Here is a 16,120-nt window from a genome sequence, read left to right on the forward strand (position 1 = left end):
AAGAGACAATAATGAGCGAAATATCAAACCATCTGTCAGATTTAAAGGGAAGTTTACCTGAAACGTGTACACTGGTAGCGGTGAGCAAAACCAAGCCTGCATCTGATGTGATGGAAGCCTATGCAACCGGCCATCGGGATTTCGGGGAAAATAAGGTGCAGGAGCTTGCTGGCAAGGCTGAGGAATTACCCAAAGACATTCGCTGGCACATGATTGGCCACCTGCAGCGCAACAAGGTGAAATACATCGCATCATTTGTTCATTTGATCCATGGGGTAGACTCGCTCAAACTCCTGAAGGAAATAGACAAGCAGGGTCAAAAAGTGGATCGGGTAATCGACTGCCTTTTACAAATTCACATCGCTGAGGAAGACACCAAGTTTGGGCTGGACAAAGAAGAACTGTGGGATATCCTAAATGGAGAAGAATTGAGAGCGATGAAAAATATCAGAATCATTGGCCTTATGGGGATGGCCACCAACACTGAAAATGAAGAACAGGTAAGGAAAGAATTTAGAAGCCTAAAAGCACTATTTGATGAAATAAAAAATTCTGACCATACCAATGTTCAGATGAACACCCTCTCCATGGGCATGAGCGGGGATTACCGCATCGCCATTGAAGAAGGAAGTAATATGGTCAGAATTGGGAGCGCTATATTTGGTATACGCTCATAAGGGCCATGCTCAATTTATTTCAGCATCTCACTTGATATCATGTAGATTCTGAAACAAGTTCAGAATGACATTCTTGATAGAAGAATAGTTAATTATTGTCCGGTGGCATCACATTCGTCACGATTTTGACACGCTCCGGATTGTTCACCGCATTGGACATCACCGTAATTACCTTGTTTTGCATGCCCATCTTGCCGGCACTGTTAAATACTACTTTGATCTGGGCAGATTTACCGGGCGCAATCGGCTCCTTTGGCCATTCGGGGGCTGTGCAGCCACATGTTGTTCGTACGTCAGACAGAATAAGTGGCTCATTTCCCACATTCTCAAATTCGAAAACATGCTCCACTCTTTCTCCCTGAGTGATCTCACCAAAGTCAAATGATTTGTCTGCAAACGAAATCTTCGGGCCAGTCATTGGCTCCTCTTCCTCCTGTGCTGTCGCAAAAAATGCAAATCCAACCAACAGCAATGACGCTAAATATTTCATATATCTTAACTTGTTATGGTTCTTTGATTCAAAGTTAACCAACATCTTTTTTAAATGGGAAACGAAAACCATACCGAAAACCCTTTTGAAGAAAAGGTCCGGGTCCGGGTCTGCGGCATTTTGCAGGAAAATGGTAAGACACTCCTTCTGAAGCATGATTCCATCGGGCCTGCAGGATATCTATGGTCTCCACCGGGTGGCGGAGTAGAATTTGGCGAAAGCCTTGCAGAAACGCTAAAAAAGGAATTTCTGGAAGAAACCAATCTGACTGTTGCGGTTGGGGACTATTTGTTTGCGAATGAATTCATTGGAAAAAGGCACCATGCGATTGAGCTCTTCTTTGGAGTGACACGGATTTCAGGAGAACTAAAACTTGGTTCCGATCCTGAATTGGCGCCAGAGGAGCAAATTCTGAGTGAGGCAAAGTTCCTTTCGGCAGATGAAATGACCAACCTTCCAGCAGATGCCATTCATAATGCGTTTCATACCGCTGATGCAAGAGATAAAATTACCGAACTTAGGGGTTTGATTACTTTTAAGCATTAATAGTATTCCGGTGCTTCAAGAATCACCATTAAATATTTATAATTGCAAAAACCTAGCGAAAAAGAAATTTAGCAATGAGTAAAACGAAAATTGTTTCTCTGGTCATGCTCGTAGTGTGGGTATCATTGGCCGTATTCCTGGTATACAGTATCAAATCATCCATTGACGAGTCAAAACGAATTGAACGAGCAGAAGCCCGCATCATTGAGCAGCTCAAAATGATTCGTGAAGCAGAAATCGCCTACATGTCGGTAAATGGCCAATATACCAGCGATTGGGATAAGCTTTTAGCTTTCATCGACAGTGGAAACTTCTACTTGACAGAAAAAACCGAGACGATCATTCCTCAGCCATACGGTAAGGATAGTATCTATGTTGAAATCGACACACTAGGTACTGTTGCAGTGATGGATTCATTGTTTGGCAACAACAAATGGCCAAGATTTAATCTTGAAACACTTCCATATGTTCCGGGAGTGCAGCCTGCTGTGAAGTTTGACGTATGGGCAGACAAAATTTCGAAGGCCGGATTGATGGTGAACGCCATAGAGGTGAAAAACCCTCGACCGGTGGATCCTAGCAGAGACGAAGAAAGTGAATACAACACCAGAAAGCCATTGCGATTTGGATCACGTACGAGTGTGACAACTGCTGGTAACTGGGAGTAAAAAATATTTTGATAGCACAAGACACATCCACATATAAGCTGATTAAGCGAGTAAAGGATACCAAGTTCACCATTGATGAGCTTGACCATTACTCGCTTATCATGCAAGTGGGGATTTACGATTTGCAGTTTGCAGTGGTAGACTCCCAGGATAATGTGGTCATGGGTCTGGAAGACTACCGCCTCGAGGGAATCAAAACGGTAAACGGACGTCTCAGACTAATCAAAGACATCCTTGACAATCACGAATACCTTACTGCAGGCTTCTGGAAAGACGTGAAGCTCTGTCTTAAGTCTCACAAATTTTCGCTGGTACCTGCCAATATGTTTGTGCAGGAAGCTGCCGCAGACTATCTGGCACTCAATAGTGAGATTAAGACGGCTTTCGAAGAAGTAAACTACTACAAACAAATTGCTGTGGATACGGTGAATGTGTTTGCCGCAGAAACCAAGCTTTGCCGCTGGATCGAATCCATCTATAAAAAGAAAAAAGTCCATGTAATCCATCAGGGCAGTGCGCTTATTGAGGGATTTATGAAGCATGCAGATCATATTGATGAAAAGAGTATGTATGCGTTTGTGGATCGTGGAATCCTGCACCTGGTGGTCACAGAAGAAAATAAACTGCTTTATTATAATCAGTTTGCCGCACGCAAGAAGGAAGACTACCTGAAGTATATCATGCTGGTATTTAATGAGCTGGGCATGAGCGGAAAAGAAAGCCATGTATTCCTGTGGGGCTTTATTAAACCCAACTCCGAGGAAATGACGCTGCTGAAGCGCTACATCAAAAACATCTCCTTTGGCTCCAAGCCATCCTTCCTCAAATTCAGCTACCTATATGACGAAGTGGAAGATCACCAATACTTTGATGTGCTGAGTGGATATCTTTGTGTTTAGGGACTTTGAGCTAATGCTCATCATACAGATTTAATGCTCATGAAAACAGCCATTTTTCCGGGATCGTTTGATCCATTCACCAAAGGCCACTTCGATATTGTGATGAGAAGCCTTGACCTGTTTGATCGGGTGATCATCGCGATTGGGCACAATACTCAGAAAAATAAACGCTACTTTGATTTGGAATGGATGGTGGGCAAGATCAATGAAGCCTTTGCCAATGAAAGCCGGGTGGAAGTGGAAGTCTATGATGAGCTTACGGCCAACCTCGCCAAAAAATACGATGCGAAATTTATGGTGCGAGGATTGAGAAATACCACGGATTTTGAATACGAAAACAGCATCTCACAGATCAACAGGTACCTTAATGAAGACCTGGAAACAATTTTTTTGATTACTTCGCCGGAACTGGCTCCTATCAGTTCAAGCATCATCCGTGAGGTGCACCGATACGGTGGTGATGTGAATCCTTTTTTGCCTTATGAAGTAGAGAGCTAAGCCTCTTTCATCATTTTGGTATACTCCTGCATTACGTACCGGATGGAGCGGTAGGAATCGTGCAGTGCCACCCTCACCTGCTCCAGGTCCATCCATTCTACCTTCTTGATGCCCTCCCCCTTCTGTGGGGCCATGTTTTTATCGTCCTGGCAGTGCATGGCGTACCAGTGGGTTTTTTTTAGCACGTATTTCTTCTTAGTGGTGTACGTGTGCCACACCGCATCTATCTCCTTATCAATGGTGGCTTTCACTCCCGTTTCTTCTATTACCTCACGCACGGCACATTCTTCCAGCGTTTCGCCTTTATCGCGCTTGCCTTTCGGGATATCCCAAACCTTTCTGCGGAAAATCATTAGAAGCTTACCTTCTTTCTCTACAATGCCCCCGGCCGCTTCAATCACCTTGAATTTGCTTTTCAGGTAGTCAATCAGGGCGCGTTTTTCCCGGGATGAAATAAAGATAGAGTGGACCTTTTTTAGCTTCTTGTCAGTCATCAGCTTTAGCAGGCTATCAATCTGATCAAAGGAAGCATTCATGATCAGGGTATCATCAACGAGCACTTCAGGCACAATGGTCTCAAATTCTCTCACGATCAGGCCGTAAGCCCGATTCATGTTCACCTTTTTCTCTGAAAGAATGTAGACAGGGATGTCGTTGATAAAAATTTTCATGCAAGAAAAAATGAACCGGTAATTAAACCATAAAATAAAAATGAAACAAGCTTATCAGATTATGGATGAATAATAGAGAGTGAAAAATTTACTTTGCCAAAAACCCATCCTAAAAACTTGTCATATTGAACGCAGTAAAATATTCACTCAAAGTCAATGAATAGTGATATAGCATGTACTCACACTGTCAATATTAAATATTTCTCCTACGTCGAAAAGACAAGTTTTTTAATGCTCCTGTGCTGGTACATGGGTTATTGGATTATTTATTTTTGCAGGCCATGAGCATCAAAATCTACAATCCCCAACTGGCCGCCGAAATAGCCGCTGACCTGTTAAAAATCGGAGCGATCAAACTAAGCCCGGAAAAGCCCTTTACCTGGGCTTCAGGTTGGAAATCCCCCATCTATTGTGACAACAGGCTGAGCCTTTCTTACCCGGATGTACGATCGAAGATCAAGACGGCTCTCTCCCTGGCCATTTCCAATTCGTTTGACGGGATCGATGTAATAGCCGGGGTGGCAACTGCAGGCATCCCTCAGGGGGCTTTGGTGGCAGAGGAACTGGGGCTTCCTTTCATCTATGTGCGCTCCAAATCGAAAGGGCACGGACTGCAAAATATGATCGAGGGGAAGATTGAAGAAGGACAGAAAGTGCTGCTGGTGGAAGATCTGGTATCTACCGGAGGAAGCTCGCTGGCTGCTGCTGATGCGCTTAGAGAAGCAGGTGCCGAAGTGGTGGGAATGGTGGCCATCTTTACCTATGGATTTCCTGTGGCGGAAGCCAATTTCAAAGAAAAAGGAGTAGACCTGATTGTGCTTAGCGACTACCATCACTTGCTGGATCATGCACAGGATGAGCGCATGTTTGAAAATGATGTGCTCAAAACGCTCAAAGAGTGGCGAGAAGATCCGGGGAATTGGAGTAATTAATTCTTACCAATCAACTCCTCCACTTTCTCCATCACCACATCAAGACCTCCATTGTACTCATCCCAGGTCGGGATAACCAGATAGTCCGGGATGACTCCTCTCCCTTTGTAGGCATGCCCCACATTTGCTGTGGTGTACATCCACATGGGCACATTCACGATGATATCTGAGTTGGATAAAGTGATGGTGCGTGTATGTCCACTGGTGTTGCCATCATAACCACCTCCGGTCTCCTCACCCAGAAAAGTAGCCCAACCATGGTGATGAAGCACGGTAGCCACATCGGCACAGGTAGAAAAGCTAAACCCATCCGTGAGCACATAGAGCTTGCCCGTAAAGCGATCCTCCTTTGGTTGCCAGGTGCTGAGTCCATTGTGGGAGGTCATTAAATACTGATCTCCCACCCGTTTTGATCTGCCCGGATACTTCCTCGTCACCTCAATTCGATCAAAATAACCAAACGGCTCCTGAGCTAAGTATGAAACCAGTAGTGCTCCATAATCGTCCTTTCCCCCGCCGTTTCCCCGCAGATCGAGTACTAGATTTTTCGTACTGCTTTCCTTCAGTTTCTTAAAGCTCTCTGCCAGGAACTGCTCAAAATCATAGCCATTATCACGAAGTGCTCCTTCGCTAAACGTACGGATGCACATGTAGCCATAATCTTTATTAAGCTCCAGCGACAGGAAATCACCCGAGAAAGACTCACGAATGGAATTCACCTGATCGATGGTAGTGCCTTCCACTTGTATGGCCCTCTCCTCTCCATCCTGGGTGATCAGGTCAAGCTCATAACTAGTGGCCGTGCTGTCGATGTAGAGCTGATAGTAGGCATCAAACAGCAGCTCGACATACTTCATTTTGCCCGTCTCAATGGTGCCGTCCCCCGGCAAGTACTGACTGACTCTTCCCTTGATTTCATTGACTGGTCGGTCGTTGATGTGTGTGATCTCCCAGCCGGGCTTTACCCTCTCATCCAGTGATTCCCTCACGTATACTTTATCTCCAAGGAACTTGACGCTGAGAGGCATGAAAGTTTGCTCCCGCTCAAACTTGCTACGCATCGCATCGGACATGCGGGCGCGGGTGTGTCCACAGCCTACTTTTGCAAGGAGGTAATTCACCCGCTGATACAGCCCAATATCATTGAGTCCTGAATTCTCCTTCGCATTAGTAAACGCCTCATCCATCTCTTCCTTTGCTGTGTAGCGATAGAGACCTGGGTGATAGTCTTCCTGCTGCTGCTGCAGGTAACTTATATCCTCACTTACTTCCTGAGGGTCGTACAGTGTCTGCGCCTGAGCACAGGCCAGCAGTGCAAATAGTGGGATTAGTTTGAGCATAACATCAAGAACGAAGCACATGCATACAGGATGTTAAAAGGGGAAGATTGGGGGATAGTATGGATGAGTGGATGACATAAACCCCTGAACCTGTGACATAAACCCGGAAAGGCTCGCATAGGCCCTTACCCCCTCAACATAGAGGGATAAGGAAGGTAAGGGAATATTTGGGAGCTGGATAAACAGACATATGCGTTATATTGATATTGGAGTTAATTTGAAAAGATGAAAACATTGAATATCAGGACCAAAATATTAAGCACATTGCTGCTTCTCCTTACATCTTATGCATTTGCACACCCGACAGGGAATATGATTGTTATTGGTGATAATGTGCTATGGTCGTATGTAAACCCAATAAATGACCCAAACCATTATGCCTGTGTAATGATTTGGACAAAAGGTTCTCAACCAAAAGTATTTGTTCAATCGGAGTATGCTGCAAGCGACTTCATGCTTTATAATAAGCAAAATGAAATCTACATGATAGAAAGAAGGTTTTTGCAAGCATCCGATGAATTTCATATCAGAGTTTTAAAATCTACAATTGGTTCGCAACCAAAGGTTATTTGGGATTGGTTCAAAGATGATTATAGAATTGGAGAGGGTGGTTTTTTTATGCTTTCTGACGACCAGATGGTTTTCGGAAAATATCCTGAAATATATAGCTTGAAAAAAGGAGAACAGCCAGCAACGTATTTCAAATTTGACCAGCCCATAAATAAAATTCGAGCAGTTGAGCATAACCAAATTCTTCTATTGAGCGATAACACTTGCTATTTGGTGCAGCAAAATGGAAACATCCTTAAACAATGGAATGACCTAATTGACCAAAAGGTAGAGAATGCACCGATGAACCGAAATCAAGTGTTTGACGCAGATTATTCTAAAGGAGAATTATTGCTTTCTTATTGGGGCAGAAGGTCATTCGATTTAATTAATGCCAATGGAAAACGCCAAATCATTCTTCAACAAAGCGACCCCTATACACCTCATTGGGTAGCATTTTGGAACAAAGAAAAATTGTTATTTTCATCGAAATTGATTTTTGACGGAAGCACCCCTAAACCTCACTTAACCTTACTGACCGAACAAAACAATCAGAGCTTGATATGGAACATACAATAAAGGGCTCATTTATTGTGTGGCATTACATCACAACAAGAACCCCTGACAGTCATGCATAAACCCCTTACTCTCTTGCCAAGGTTTGTGTCTCACAAACCTTTTTCGATTCGTGCAGACACGAACCAAGGCTTAGGACAACAACCCTGGCCACTAGCTAAACCTCATCAAAACCTCTCCTCCACTCCCAGTCCAAACAGGGCAAAATCATACTTCACCGGGTCGGTGGGGTCTAGTTTCTTCAGGTTATCGGTGAGTTCAAGAGCGGTTTGCCAGTCGGTTTGCTTACGTTTGATCAGGCCCAGCTTGCGAGCTACCCTATCCACATGCAGGTCGCACGGGCAGATGAGCTGATCCGGCCAGATTGTTTTCCAGATGCCAAAGTCCACACCCTTATCATCCTGCCTCACCATCCAGCGCAGAAACATGTTGATGCGCTTGCAGGCAGATTTTCGGGCAGGTGTTGGGATGTGTTTGTACGTCCGGATCGGGTGATCAGTCAAGGAAAAGAACAGCTCAAAAAAGTGCATGAGTCTGGCCTCCATGGAGGCCTCCTCTCCCAGCGATCCGGTAAATGCCTCCTCCAGCGACTCATGTCGCTCGTAAAACCACCGAAAGAAATGCAGGAAGTACAGCGCATCCGTGCTGTTGAACGTCCGGTGTTTGAAGTCGAGAAAGGGCTTCAGGTCATCCTCAGCATACTGTAGCACAAAGGCATGTGGCTCATTTCCCATCAGGGCTAGAAACTCCCGGCCCTTATTGATGATGGTCTTACGCTGGCCCCAGGCAAATACGGCAGCCATGAATCCTGCAATCTCTATGTCCTGCTTTTTTGTGTATTCATGCGGGATGCACACCGGGTCATTGGGGATGAACCCCGGCTGATTGTATTCCTCCACCTTGGCATCCAGAAACGCCTTTAACTCCTGCCGATTCACTGTTTGCTGTAAGATACCTCTACCCTCGACTTGGAGTCGAGTATGCCGAGCTGGTCATAAGCGGGCTGGGAAAGCCTGAGCAGTAAGTTTTTGTTCAGTCCGGTGTTTGGCAGCTTGCCCACCACCTTCACGTGCACCACCTGGTTGTTCATCAGGTTTCGTACTTCCAGATTTGTCCCAATCGGGAGTGTCCGGTGAAGGGCCAGAAAGCGGGTGGTATTCATCGACTCAATGACAGACGCCACCCCTTCCTCGTAGATGCGCTCAAATCCTTTTTCATCTATTTGTGTGCGGGTGTTCTTCTTTGGCTCAATTAGTGTGGTTTTGGGCGTGTCTTCTGAATCTTTGAAAAATAGCTGTTGACCTATCTTCAGGTAGTCCGTATCCAGCCCGTTCCATAGTTTCAGGCTGTCTATGCTTACCCCAATCTTCCTGGCAATGGTAGATAGGGTTTCCCCTGTCTGAACCAGGTACTTCTCAAAATCTGCGAAAGGATCGGCCTCCTCCACGACCACACTATCTTCCTCTTTCACCTCTGGCTTTTCCGTCACTCCCGTTTTGACGATCTCCGCCTCTCTGGATAGCTTCAGTTGCATTCCGGGTGAGATATCGTTGGTCGGCAGGTTATTCCACCTTCTCAGGTCTTTCAATTTCACGTCGTGCTGTTTGGAGATGCTGTAGAGCGTCTCGCCCAGTTGCACCACATGGATATCTTTTACAGGTGTTGATGTTACCTCCTCAATCACTACCGCTTTCACGGGTGCTTCATTCTCTACCAGCACATTGATGACCTGCCCTATTTCAATGCGATTGTCCACAATTTGGTTGTGCTTAATGATGCTACCAACCGAGCCGCCATACCGTCGTGCAATCGAGTAGATTGTCTCCTGCTCCTCCACCTCATGCACGACGAAAAGCCCCTCTTCCCGCTGCTCCGCTCGCACGCTATCCATCGGGTTTGCAAATGACAGTATCGTCATCAAAAGGCTAATCAGTATACATACAAACTTCATTTCGATCTTTTATAAAAATTAACTGGTCTTCAAATACAAAAAATGCGCCAGGCGAAAATCCCTTCATTCCTGCATCCTGTGTCACCTTCCATTGCTTCGCTCCATCCTTCAAAAGCAGCAGGTATCTATCAAAACCGTTACCAGAACGAAGATAGTAGCTGATTATGATTTTATCTCCCCACTCCAGGTATTCGCAGGATAGCGGCAACTCCAACGACAAGAACTCTGCGACAGTTTGGTGGTACTCCGAACTATGCTCATAAGTAAACGGATGCGTCAGGCTTTCTCCTGTTTCCACTCCTTCAACGTATGTCTTCGCTAAAGATTCCCAATCCAGTGTAAAGTATTTCTGCCTCGTGGGGTCGTTTTGATCCGGGTATTCCACAAACTGCACTTTCCCGTCTTGTACTCCAATCAATTTCGACCACCAGGGATTTTCGACTTCCTTAGCTTCAAGCTTGAGATCATCCATCCTCAATCTTATCAACTGAATAGAATCGTTACCATCACGACGAACATCCAAAAAAACGTGGCGATTCGCTCCATCCACTGCAAGGCTCCAAATGTGCCCGTCAACCTGAATATGTTTGATCGATTCGTGAATCATCCGGAAGTTTAAATTTTCCATCGTCCATTTTTGGGATAACTTTAACAAATGAACGATGGCTTCAAAGTTGAGGCTTTTGAGGTGATTAAGAAATGGATATGAGAAAACTATTTGCATTTGGCTTTTTCCTCTTTGCAGGGCTCCTTTTAGCACAGGAAAAAGAAAAACCACTGGTGCTTCATCTGAAAATTAATGATGTGATCGATCCCCGAACCAACCGCTACTCTGAGCTGGGTTTGGAAAAGGCTGTGGAGCTGGATGCCGACTATGTGATCTTAGAGTTGGATACCTATGGTGGTGCACTCAATGATGCGGATGACATCCGTACCCGTATTCTCAATTTCGATCGCCCGATCTATACTTACATCAATAAGGATGCGGCATCTGCGGGCGCATTGATCTCTATTGCTTGCGACAGCATCTACATGGCAAAGGGCTCGAGCATCGGGGCTGCCACGGTGGTTACTCAGGATGGAGAAGCCGCACCAGACAAATATCAGTCCTACATGCGATCCATCATGCGATCTACCGCCGAAGCAAAAGGCCGGGACCCGCGCATGGCTGAAGCCATGGTGGATGAAGACATTAACCTGGACAGCATAGCAACGGAAGGAAAAATCCTTACACTCTCCACCTCTGAGGCAATCAAATATGGCTTTTGTGAGGCAGAGGTCAGCAGCATTGATGATATCATGAAGCGATCAGGTGTGGAAGATTATGAACTTCAGGAATTTAAGCTGGGAGCCACCGAGAAAATCATCGCCCTTTTTCTTAATCCATTTGTCAGCGGAATTCTCATATTGATCATCATCGGGGGTATTTACTTCGAGCTGCAAACGCCGGGAGTTGGCTTTCCTATTCTTGCTTCTATCATCGCTGTGATCCTCTACTTCGTGCCCAACTACCTGAACGGGCTGGCGGAAAACTGGGAGATTCTGATGTTTGTGGTTGGGATCATCCTCATTGCACTGGAGATCTTCGTTATTCCGGGATTTGGGGTGGCAGGCGTGTTGGGACTGGTCTGCACGATCGGGTCGCTGGTGCTGGTGATGCTAAACAATGACATGCTGGACTTCTCCTTCGTAGGTGGTGAAGAAATCTTCATTTCAGTGGCTACCGTCATTGCAGGCATGCTCGGGGCAATCGTGATCATGTTCTTTGGAGGAGCCCGGTTGCTCAATAGCAATGTGTTCAAACGGGTTGCACTTCAGGACGTACAGGATGGCTCACAAGGCTATACCTCTACTTTTTACAAGGCAAAATCTCTCGTTGGCAAGCAGGGCAAAACTTACACGCGACTCAGACCTAGCGGACGCATTGAAATCGATGGAGAAATCTATGATGCATTCACCCGGGGCAATTTCATCGATGAAGGTGTGGATATAGTGGTAGTGTCTGATGAGGGGACGAGTTTGAAAGTGAAGGAGGCAAATTGACAATTGACAATTAGTAATTAATAATTGACCAATGAAATTATTCCCAACCCTAATCTGGACATTCACGATCCTGGCGTTTGTCTTTCTTTTCTTTTCCCTGAGGACAGAAACCAATCAATTAATATATAGTTTAGTTGCGCTTGGGTTATGGGGGGTGGCATTTTTACTCAACAAGTTTAAACCTGGTGAAAAAGAGAAGGAAACATAAAGCCTGCCTCAACTGTGGCGAGCTTCTCCAACAAAAGCACAATTATTGCCCCAACTGTGGTCAGGAAAACACCGACCATCAGGTGAGTCTTGGGCTGCTCATGCGTGAGTTTACATCCAATTTTTTCTCCCTGGATTCCCGGTTTGCGCATACGATCAAGCCTTTTCTTTTTAGCCCCGGCAAAATCACCAATGCCTTCATTGAAGGACGCAGGGTCTATTACGCCAACCCTATTCGGTGGTACCTGGTGATAAGCATTTTTCATTTTTTCTTCATGGCAAAAATGTATCAGCCAAGTGTGCATGATATGAAGCAAAGAGGATTTGGAGATGCCAAAGAACTATCCGAAGCAAAATTTGATAGCCTTTATAATTTGCCGGATTCTGCTCATAAAGGGTGGCCCTTATCAGGATCTCAGCAAGCAATGGTCTCTCACCTTGTGGAGACTACTGACCTGACTTCTCAGGAGATCATGGACTCACTCAAGATCAAAAAGGAATCATGGGTTACTGAGTTTGTGGCAAATAAATTCATCCGGATGAATCAGGAAACAAGTGCCTCGCTGAGCACCTATCTATTGCGTCAGATCCCCGTCATCGTATTTTTCATTCTGCCTATTTACGCTTTTTTGCTCAAGCTATTTTTCTGGCGGAAAGGGCTCTACATTAAACACCTGATCCATTCCATTCACATCCATTCCTTCTTCTTTTTTCTTCTGGGATGGGTCTGGGTATTCTCTCTGATTTTTGATGGGTTTGAGGATTATGGGGGCAATATCTGCATCCTGATAACAGCGGTTTATATTGCCATCAGCTTCAAGAAAGTTTACGGGGTGAAGATAGGATGGAGTATTTTACGAATGTTTCTTTTAGGAATGATTTACCTCTTCTTTATTGGTATTGCGCTCATAGTAGGTGTACTACTATCCCTGGCTTTCATTTAGCAGATAGAAAATCATCAAAGGTCGAAATGATTTTCTTTACCTCTTCCTCTTCGATGCAGGTAGAAATAAACCAGGTCTCAAACTGGGATGGAGGCAAGTAGACTCCATTGTTGAGGTTGTACCTAAAGTACTTTCCAAATAGCTCGGTATCGCAGCTTTTGGCTGTCTCGAAATCAATCACTTTCTTGTCTGTGAAGAACAGGCTGATCATGCTACCAATTTGATTCATGGTGTAATTGAACTTGTGCTTCTTCAGCGTCTTCTCATACCCTGACATGATCTTCTTGGTCGTCTTCTCAAGGTTGTCGTAAACCTCCGGGTGATCGTTGAGGTAGCTAAGCTGAGTAAAGCCTGCAGCCATAGCCACCGGGTTTCCTGATAGCGTGCCTGCCTGATAAACCGGCCCCTGAGGGGAAACAAAATCCATAATATCCCTTCTTCCACCGTAAGCTCCTACCGGCATTCCGGCTCCTATGATTTTTCCCAAAGTGGTCAAATCAGGCCGAACGCCAAATACTTCCTGTGCCCCACCAGGGGAGAGGCGAAACCCTGTCATTACTTCATCAAATATTAGGATAATGCCATTTTCATCACAAATAGACCTAAGCCCTTCCAAAAAGCCAGCTTCCGGAAGCACACACCCCATATTTCCTGCCACCGGCTCCACAATGATCGCTGCAATTTGTCCCTGATTGGCGGCCACCACTTCTTTTACTTTTTCCATGTCATTGAATGGTGCCAGAAGCGTGTCTTTGGCCGTGCCTTCAGTCACTCCTGGGCTATTGGGTGTGCCCATGGTCATGGCTCCACTACCGGCTGCAATAAGAAAAGAATCACCATGACCGTGATAGCAACCTTCGAATTTTAGCACTTTATCCCGCTTGGTAAATCCACGGGCCAGGCGAATAGCTGACATAGTAGCCTCCGTTCCTGAATTGACCATCCTCACCTTTTCAATGGATGGCACCATCTCCGTGATAAGCTCGGCCAGGTCCACCTCCATCCTGTTTGGCGCACCAAAAGAAGGCGAACCAATCACTGCCTTGAAGATTGCTTCTTCAATTTCCTTATTGGCATGACCCAGGATCATCGGCCCCCAGCTATTGATGAGATCGATGTATTCATTACCATCTTCATCATACATATAGGCTCCCTCAGCCTTAGCAAAAAAAATGGGGTCGCCCCCCACCGCTTTAAAAGCCCTCACCGGAGAATTGACCCCCCCCGGAATGTAGTCTTTTGCTCGCTCAAAAAGCTCTTTACTCGTTGCTATCTTCATTTCTCCTGCCAACTTGCTGTTCTGTATTTTGATTTCTTAGTTCCAGATTCCTTAGTGTCGTAATAGGCACCACCTGATTGTCTTTGTATATCCCGTACCTCAAACCCTCCATGACATAGCCTGGATAAAAGTCTCCATCTGACCATCCCAGCTGCGGATATTTGCCGTATTCCTTCATTGCATGGCCAAGCTGCATGATCAATTCATAGCCGTACAGGTTGTACTCCCCGGGCTCCATCCCATATTGCGAAATGAACTTTTTGCTAAGTTTTTCATACGTATAATCCTCCTGGTCATAAAATGAAGGACTCACAAAATCAACCTGAAGCCGCTCCAGCTGTGGATAAGAAACCAGGGAAAAATCCAGCCAATCTTCGTAACCAATAACTCCGATGCTGTCACTTCTCACCTCTACCATGCTGATGAAATTGTTGGCCAGCAGGTTGCTGGAAGTTGCTGCAAAAATGTGCCCGATACTGTCTGGCTGAACGGTGAATTTCACCTCATATGTTTCGATCACCTCATTGCCCTCCGGATCACGAACGATTCTTCCTGTCTTTTCATTTCTCAAGCTTCGGGTTCTCACAATACGTCCTGGAATCTCCGCAATGGAATCCATTTCAAACTGACTGTACATGGTATCCAGCCTCACCTCGTATTGCTCAGTGAAGTCTTTTTGGATTTGCTGCGCATCTTCATTTGACAGTCGCTCAAACCGAATCACGAAGAAGCTATCTTGCTCTATGGTCTCGCGGTATGCATTGGCCATAATGCTGTCGCGATCTGTCTCGTAGAAGATGAAGAGCTTCTTATTATCGGTGAATTTTTTGGCTGCAAACTTGGCAGCCTCTCTTCCCTGCGTGCTGTAGGCCGGCTTGAATAGATAACTGTACGGATTACCGTCCACGATCTCCCCATTGGATGAAAGAGGATTGATCATGGTCACTTTTTTGTCTTTGGAAAACTGGTTGATTATACTTGCCGGATCAGGATATAGCGGGCCAATGATGATATCCGCCTTGTCCAGCTTTTTGGTTCGAACCAGATCTGAAGTCATCGACCCTTTCTTTTTGGTGTCATAAGGAAACAAGTTGAGCTTGATGCCTTTCCCCGCCAGCTCCTGCTGTGCCACTGTCATTCCCTGATACAACTCGAAAATGATGGAGTTTCGGATCACCGTTTGTGGGGTAGCCAGTGATTCGAACATAAACGGCAACACAACCGCTACTGCATATTCATCCTTTTTGATCAGGGGAAGATTCTCGGCAACTGACAATGTCAGATCAAACTTTTCTGAGAGCTCTCGCAGCATTAGCTGATCACGCTCCTCATACGGTTGGGCTTTGATCGCTTCGGCATAGTATGTGCCGATGTACTTATTGTCCGGATTTAGTGCGTAGGCCGAATCCAAACCTGAGAGTGACATTTTACCCAAAAATGAATCAATAAGGTACATTTTCCAATCTTCCGGAAGCGACTCTGCTTCTCTAAAAGCCTGCCACAGTTTGTTTTGTTGAAATGCCACATAGGTGATCCAGAAGTTCACTTCCTGCATTTTATCCCACTCGGGATATTTAATTCGGACCTGCTTCCACATCTCTTCGGCTTCCTTGGCTTGTCCAAGCTTTAGTGCGGAAAGTGCATAATAAAATGAGGCATACTCCCCGAATAGCTGATCATCAGAAAGCATCTGAAAGGACTGCTTTGCAACGGTGTAATTTCCCAGGGAAAATTGTCGCTTGGCTTCCAGGTACTCTGCCTGGCTGGATTGGGCGGAGCTGATAAAGAAGGAAAGAATCAGAAGGATGAAAAGTGCTGGTCTCACGCTGATACTGTTTACCTCAAAACTA

The 16,120-nt window shown here is 45.4% G+C and carries 17 protein-coding genes; 9 read left to right on the forward strand and 8 right to left on the reverse strand.

Annotated features, from left to right (window positions below):
• The first annotated feature begins 11 nt into the window (after positions 1-11).
• Entirely contained in the window at positions 12-677 is a 666-nt protein-coding gene (locus RLN88_RS06870) for a YggS family pyridoxal phosphate-dependent enzyme (RefSeq protein WP_350220650.1), read from the forward strand.
• 88 nt (positions 678-765) lie between these two features.
• Here RLN88_RS06870 and RLN88_RS06875 read toward each other — a convergent pair whose 3' ends face one another.
• Entirely contained in the window at positions 766-1,167 is a 402-nt protein-coding gene (locus RLN88_RS06875) for a DUF1573 domain-containing protein (RefSeq protein ID WP_350220651.1), read from the reverse strand.
• A gap of 54 nt (positions 1,168-1,221) precedes the next feature.
• Here RLN88_RS06875 and RLN88_RS06880 point away from each other — a divergent pair, with 54 nt between their 5' ends.
• From RLN88_RS06880 to coaD, 4 genes are all read left to right on the forward strand, one after another.
• Positions 1,222-1,713, forward strand: coding sequence for an NUDIX domain-containing protein (locus RLN88_RS06880; protein WP_350220652.1), 492 nt, complete (start codon positions 1,222-1,224; stop codon positions 1,711-1,713).
• 74 nt (positions 1,714-1,787) lie between these two features.
• Entirely contained in the window at positions 1,788-2,381 is a 594-nt protein-coding gene (locus RLN88_RS06885) for a hypothetical protein (RefSeq protein ID WP_350220653.1), read from the forward strand.
• 8 nt (positions 2,382-2,389) lie between these two features.
• Complete coding sequence (locus RLN88_RS06890) at positions 2,390-3,280, forward strand: DUF3822 family protein (protein ID WP_350220654.1); 891 nt, start codon at positions 2,390-2,392, stop codon at positions 3,278-3,280.
• Between the two features lie 39 nt (positions 3,281-3,319).
• Positions 3,320-3,778, forward strand: a complete 459-nt coding sequence (gene coaD, locus RLN88_RS06895) for a pantetheine-phosphate adenylyltransferase (protein WP_350220655.1) — start codon at positions 3,320-3,322, stop codon at positions 3,776-3,778.
• Here the strand turns inward: coaD and RLN88_RS06900 are convergent.
• Positions 3,775-4,449: an NUDIX hydrolase gene (locus tag RLN88_RS06900; RefSeq protein ID WP_350220656.1), complete on the reverse strand. Its 675-nt coding sequence runs from the start codon at positions 4,447-4,449 to the stop codon at positions 3,775-3,777. The two genes, coaD and RLN88_RS06900, sit on opposite strands and share 4 nt — an antisense overlap.
• A 287-nt stretch (positions 4,450-4,736) precedes the next feature.
• Here RLN88_RS06900 and pyrE point away from each other — a divergent pair, with 287 nt between their 5' ends.
• Positions 4,737-5,381, forward strand: a complete 645-nt coding sequence (gene pyrE / locus RLN88_RS06905; protein WP_350220724.1) for an orotate phosphoribosyltransferase — start codon at positions 4,737-4,739, stop codon at positions 5,379-5,381.
• On the opposite strand, the gene RLN88_RS06910 is transcribed toward pyrE, so the two are convergent.
• Complete coding sequence (locus RLN88_RS06910) at positions 5,378-6,721, reverse strand: S41 family peptidase (RefSeq protein ID WP_350220657.1); 1,344 nt, start codon at positions 6,719-6,721, stop codon at positions 5,378-5,380. The two genes, pyrE and RLN88_RS06910, sit on opposite strands and share 4 nt — an antisense overlap.
• A gap of 225 nt (positions 6,722-6,946) precedes the next feature.
• Between RLN88_RS06910 and RLN88_RS06915 the strand changes: the two genes are divergently transcribed.
• Positions 6,947-7,849, forward strand: a complete 903-nt coding sequence (locus tag RLN88_RS06915) for a hypothetical protein (RefSeq protein ID WP_350220658.1) — start codon at positions 6,947-6,949, stop codon at positions 7,847-7,849.
• A 164-nt stretch (positions 7,850-8,013) separates the two neighbouring features.
• On the opposite strand, the gene RLN88_RS06920 is transcribed toward RLN88_RS06915, so the two are convergent.
• The 3 genes from RLN88_RS06920 to RLN88_RS06930 are packed head-to-tail and all read right to left on the reverse strand — an operon-like array spanning position 8,014 to position 10,425.
• A complete protein-coding gene (locus RLN88_RS06920; protein ID WP_350220659.1) occupies positions 8,014-8,784 on the reverse strand; it encodes a TIGR02757 family protein in 771 nt (256 codons plus the stop codon).
• Positions 8,781-9,764 carry a LysM peptidoglycan-binding domain-containing protein gene (locus tag RLN88_RS06925; RefSeq protein WP_350220660.1) on the reverse strand — a complete coding sequence of 328 codons (984 nt, stop codon included), beginning with the start codon at positions 9,762-9,764 and terminating at the stop codon, positions 8,781-8,783. Before RLN88_RS06925 ends, RLN88_RS06920 begins: the two co-directional genes overlap by 4 nt.
• 7 nt (positions 9,765-9,771) lie before the next feature.
• On the reverse strand, positions 9,772-10,425 hold the full coding sequence (locus RLN88_RS06930; RefSeq protein ID WP_350220661.1) for a hypothetical protein: 654 nt from the start codon (positions 10,423-10,425) through the stop codon (positions 9,772-9,774).
• A gap of 77 nt (positions 10,426-10,502) precedes the next feature.
• Here RLN88_RS06930 and RLN88_RS06935 point away from each other — a divergent pair, with 77 nt between their 5' ends.
• On the forward strand, positions 10,503-11,840 hold the full coding sequence (locus RLN88_RS06935; RefSeq protein WP_350220662.1) for an NfeD family protein: 1,338 nt from the start codon (positions 10,503-10,505) through the stop codon (positions 11,838-11,840).
• Between the two features lie 185 nt (positions 11,841-12,025).
• Positions 12,026-12,991: a DUF3667 domain-containing protein gene (locus RLN88_RS06940; protein ID WP_350220663.1), complete on the forward strand. Its 966-nt coding sequence runs from the start codon at positions 12,026-12,028 to the stop codon at positions 12,989-12,991.
• Here RLN88_RS06940 and hemL read toward each other — a convergent pair.
• Complete coding sequence (hemL, locus tag RLN88_RS06945; protein ID WP_350220664.1) at positions 12,984-14,270, reverse strand: glutamate-1-semialdehyde 2,1-aminomutase; 1,287 nt, start codon at positions 14,268-14,270, stop codon at positions 12,984-12,986. The two genes, RLN88_RS06940 and hemL, sit on opposite strands and share 8 nt — an antisense overlap.
• Complete coding sequence (locus RLN88_RS06950) at positions 14,251-16,095, reverse strand: hypothetical protein (protein WP_350220665.1); 1,845 nt, start codon at positions 16,093-16,095, stop codon at positions 14,251-14,253. Before RLN88_RS06950 ends, hemL begins: the two co-directional genes overlap by 20 nt.
• Between the last annotated feature and the right edge of the window lie 25 nt (positions 16,096-16,120).

It is taken from the genome of Ekhidna sp., assembly GCF_040223195.1.
GTDB lineage: Bacteria > Bacteroidota > Bacteroidia > Cytophagales > Cyclobacteriaceae > Ekhidna.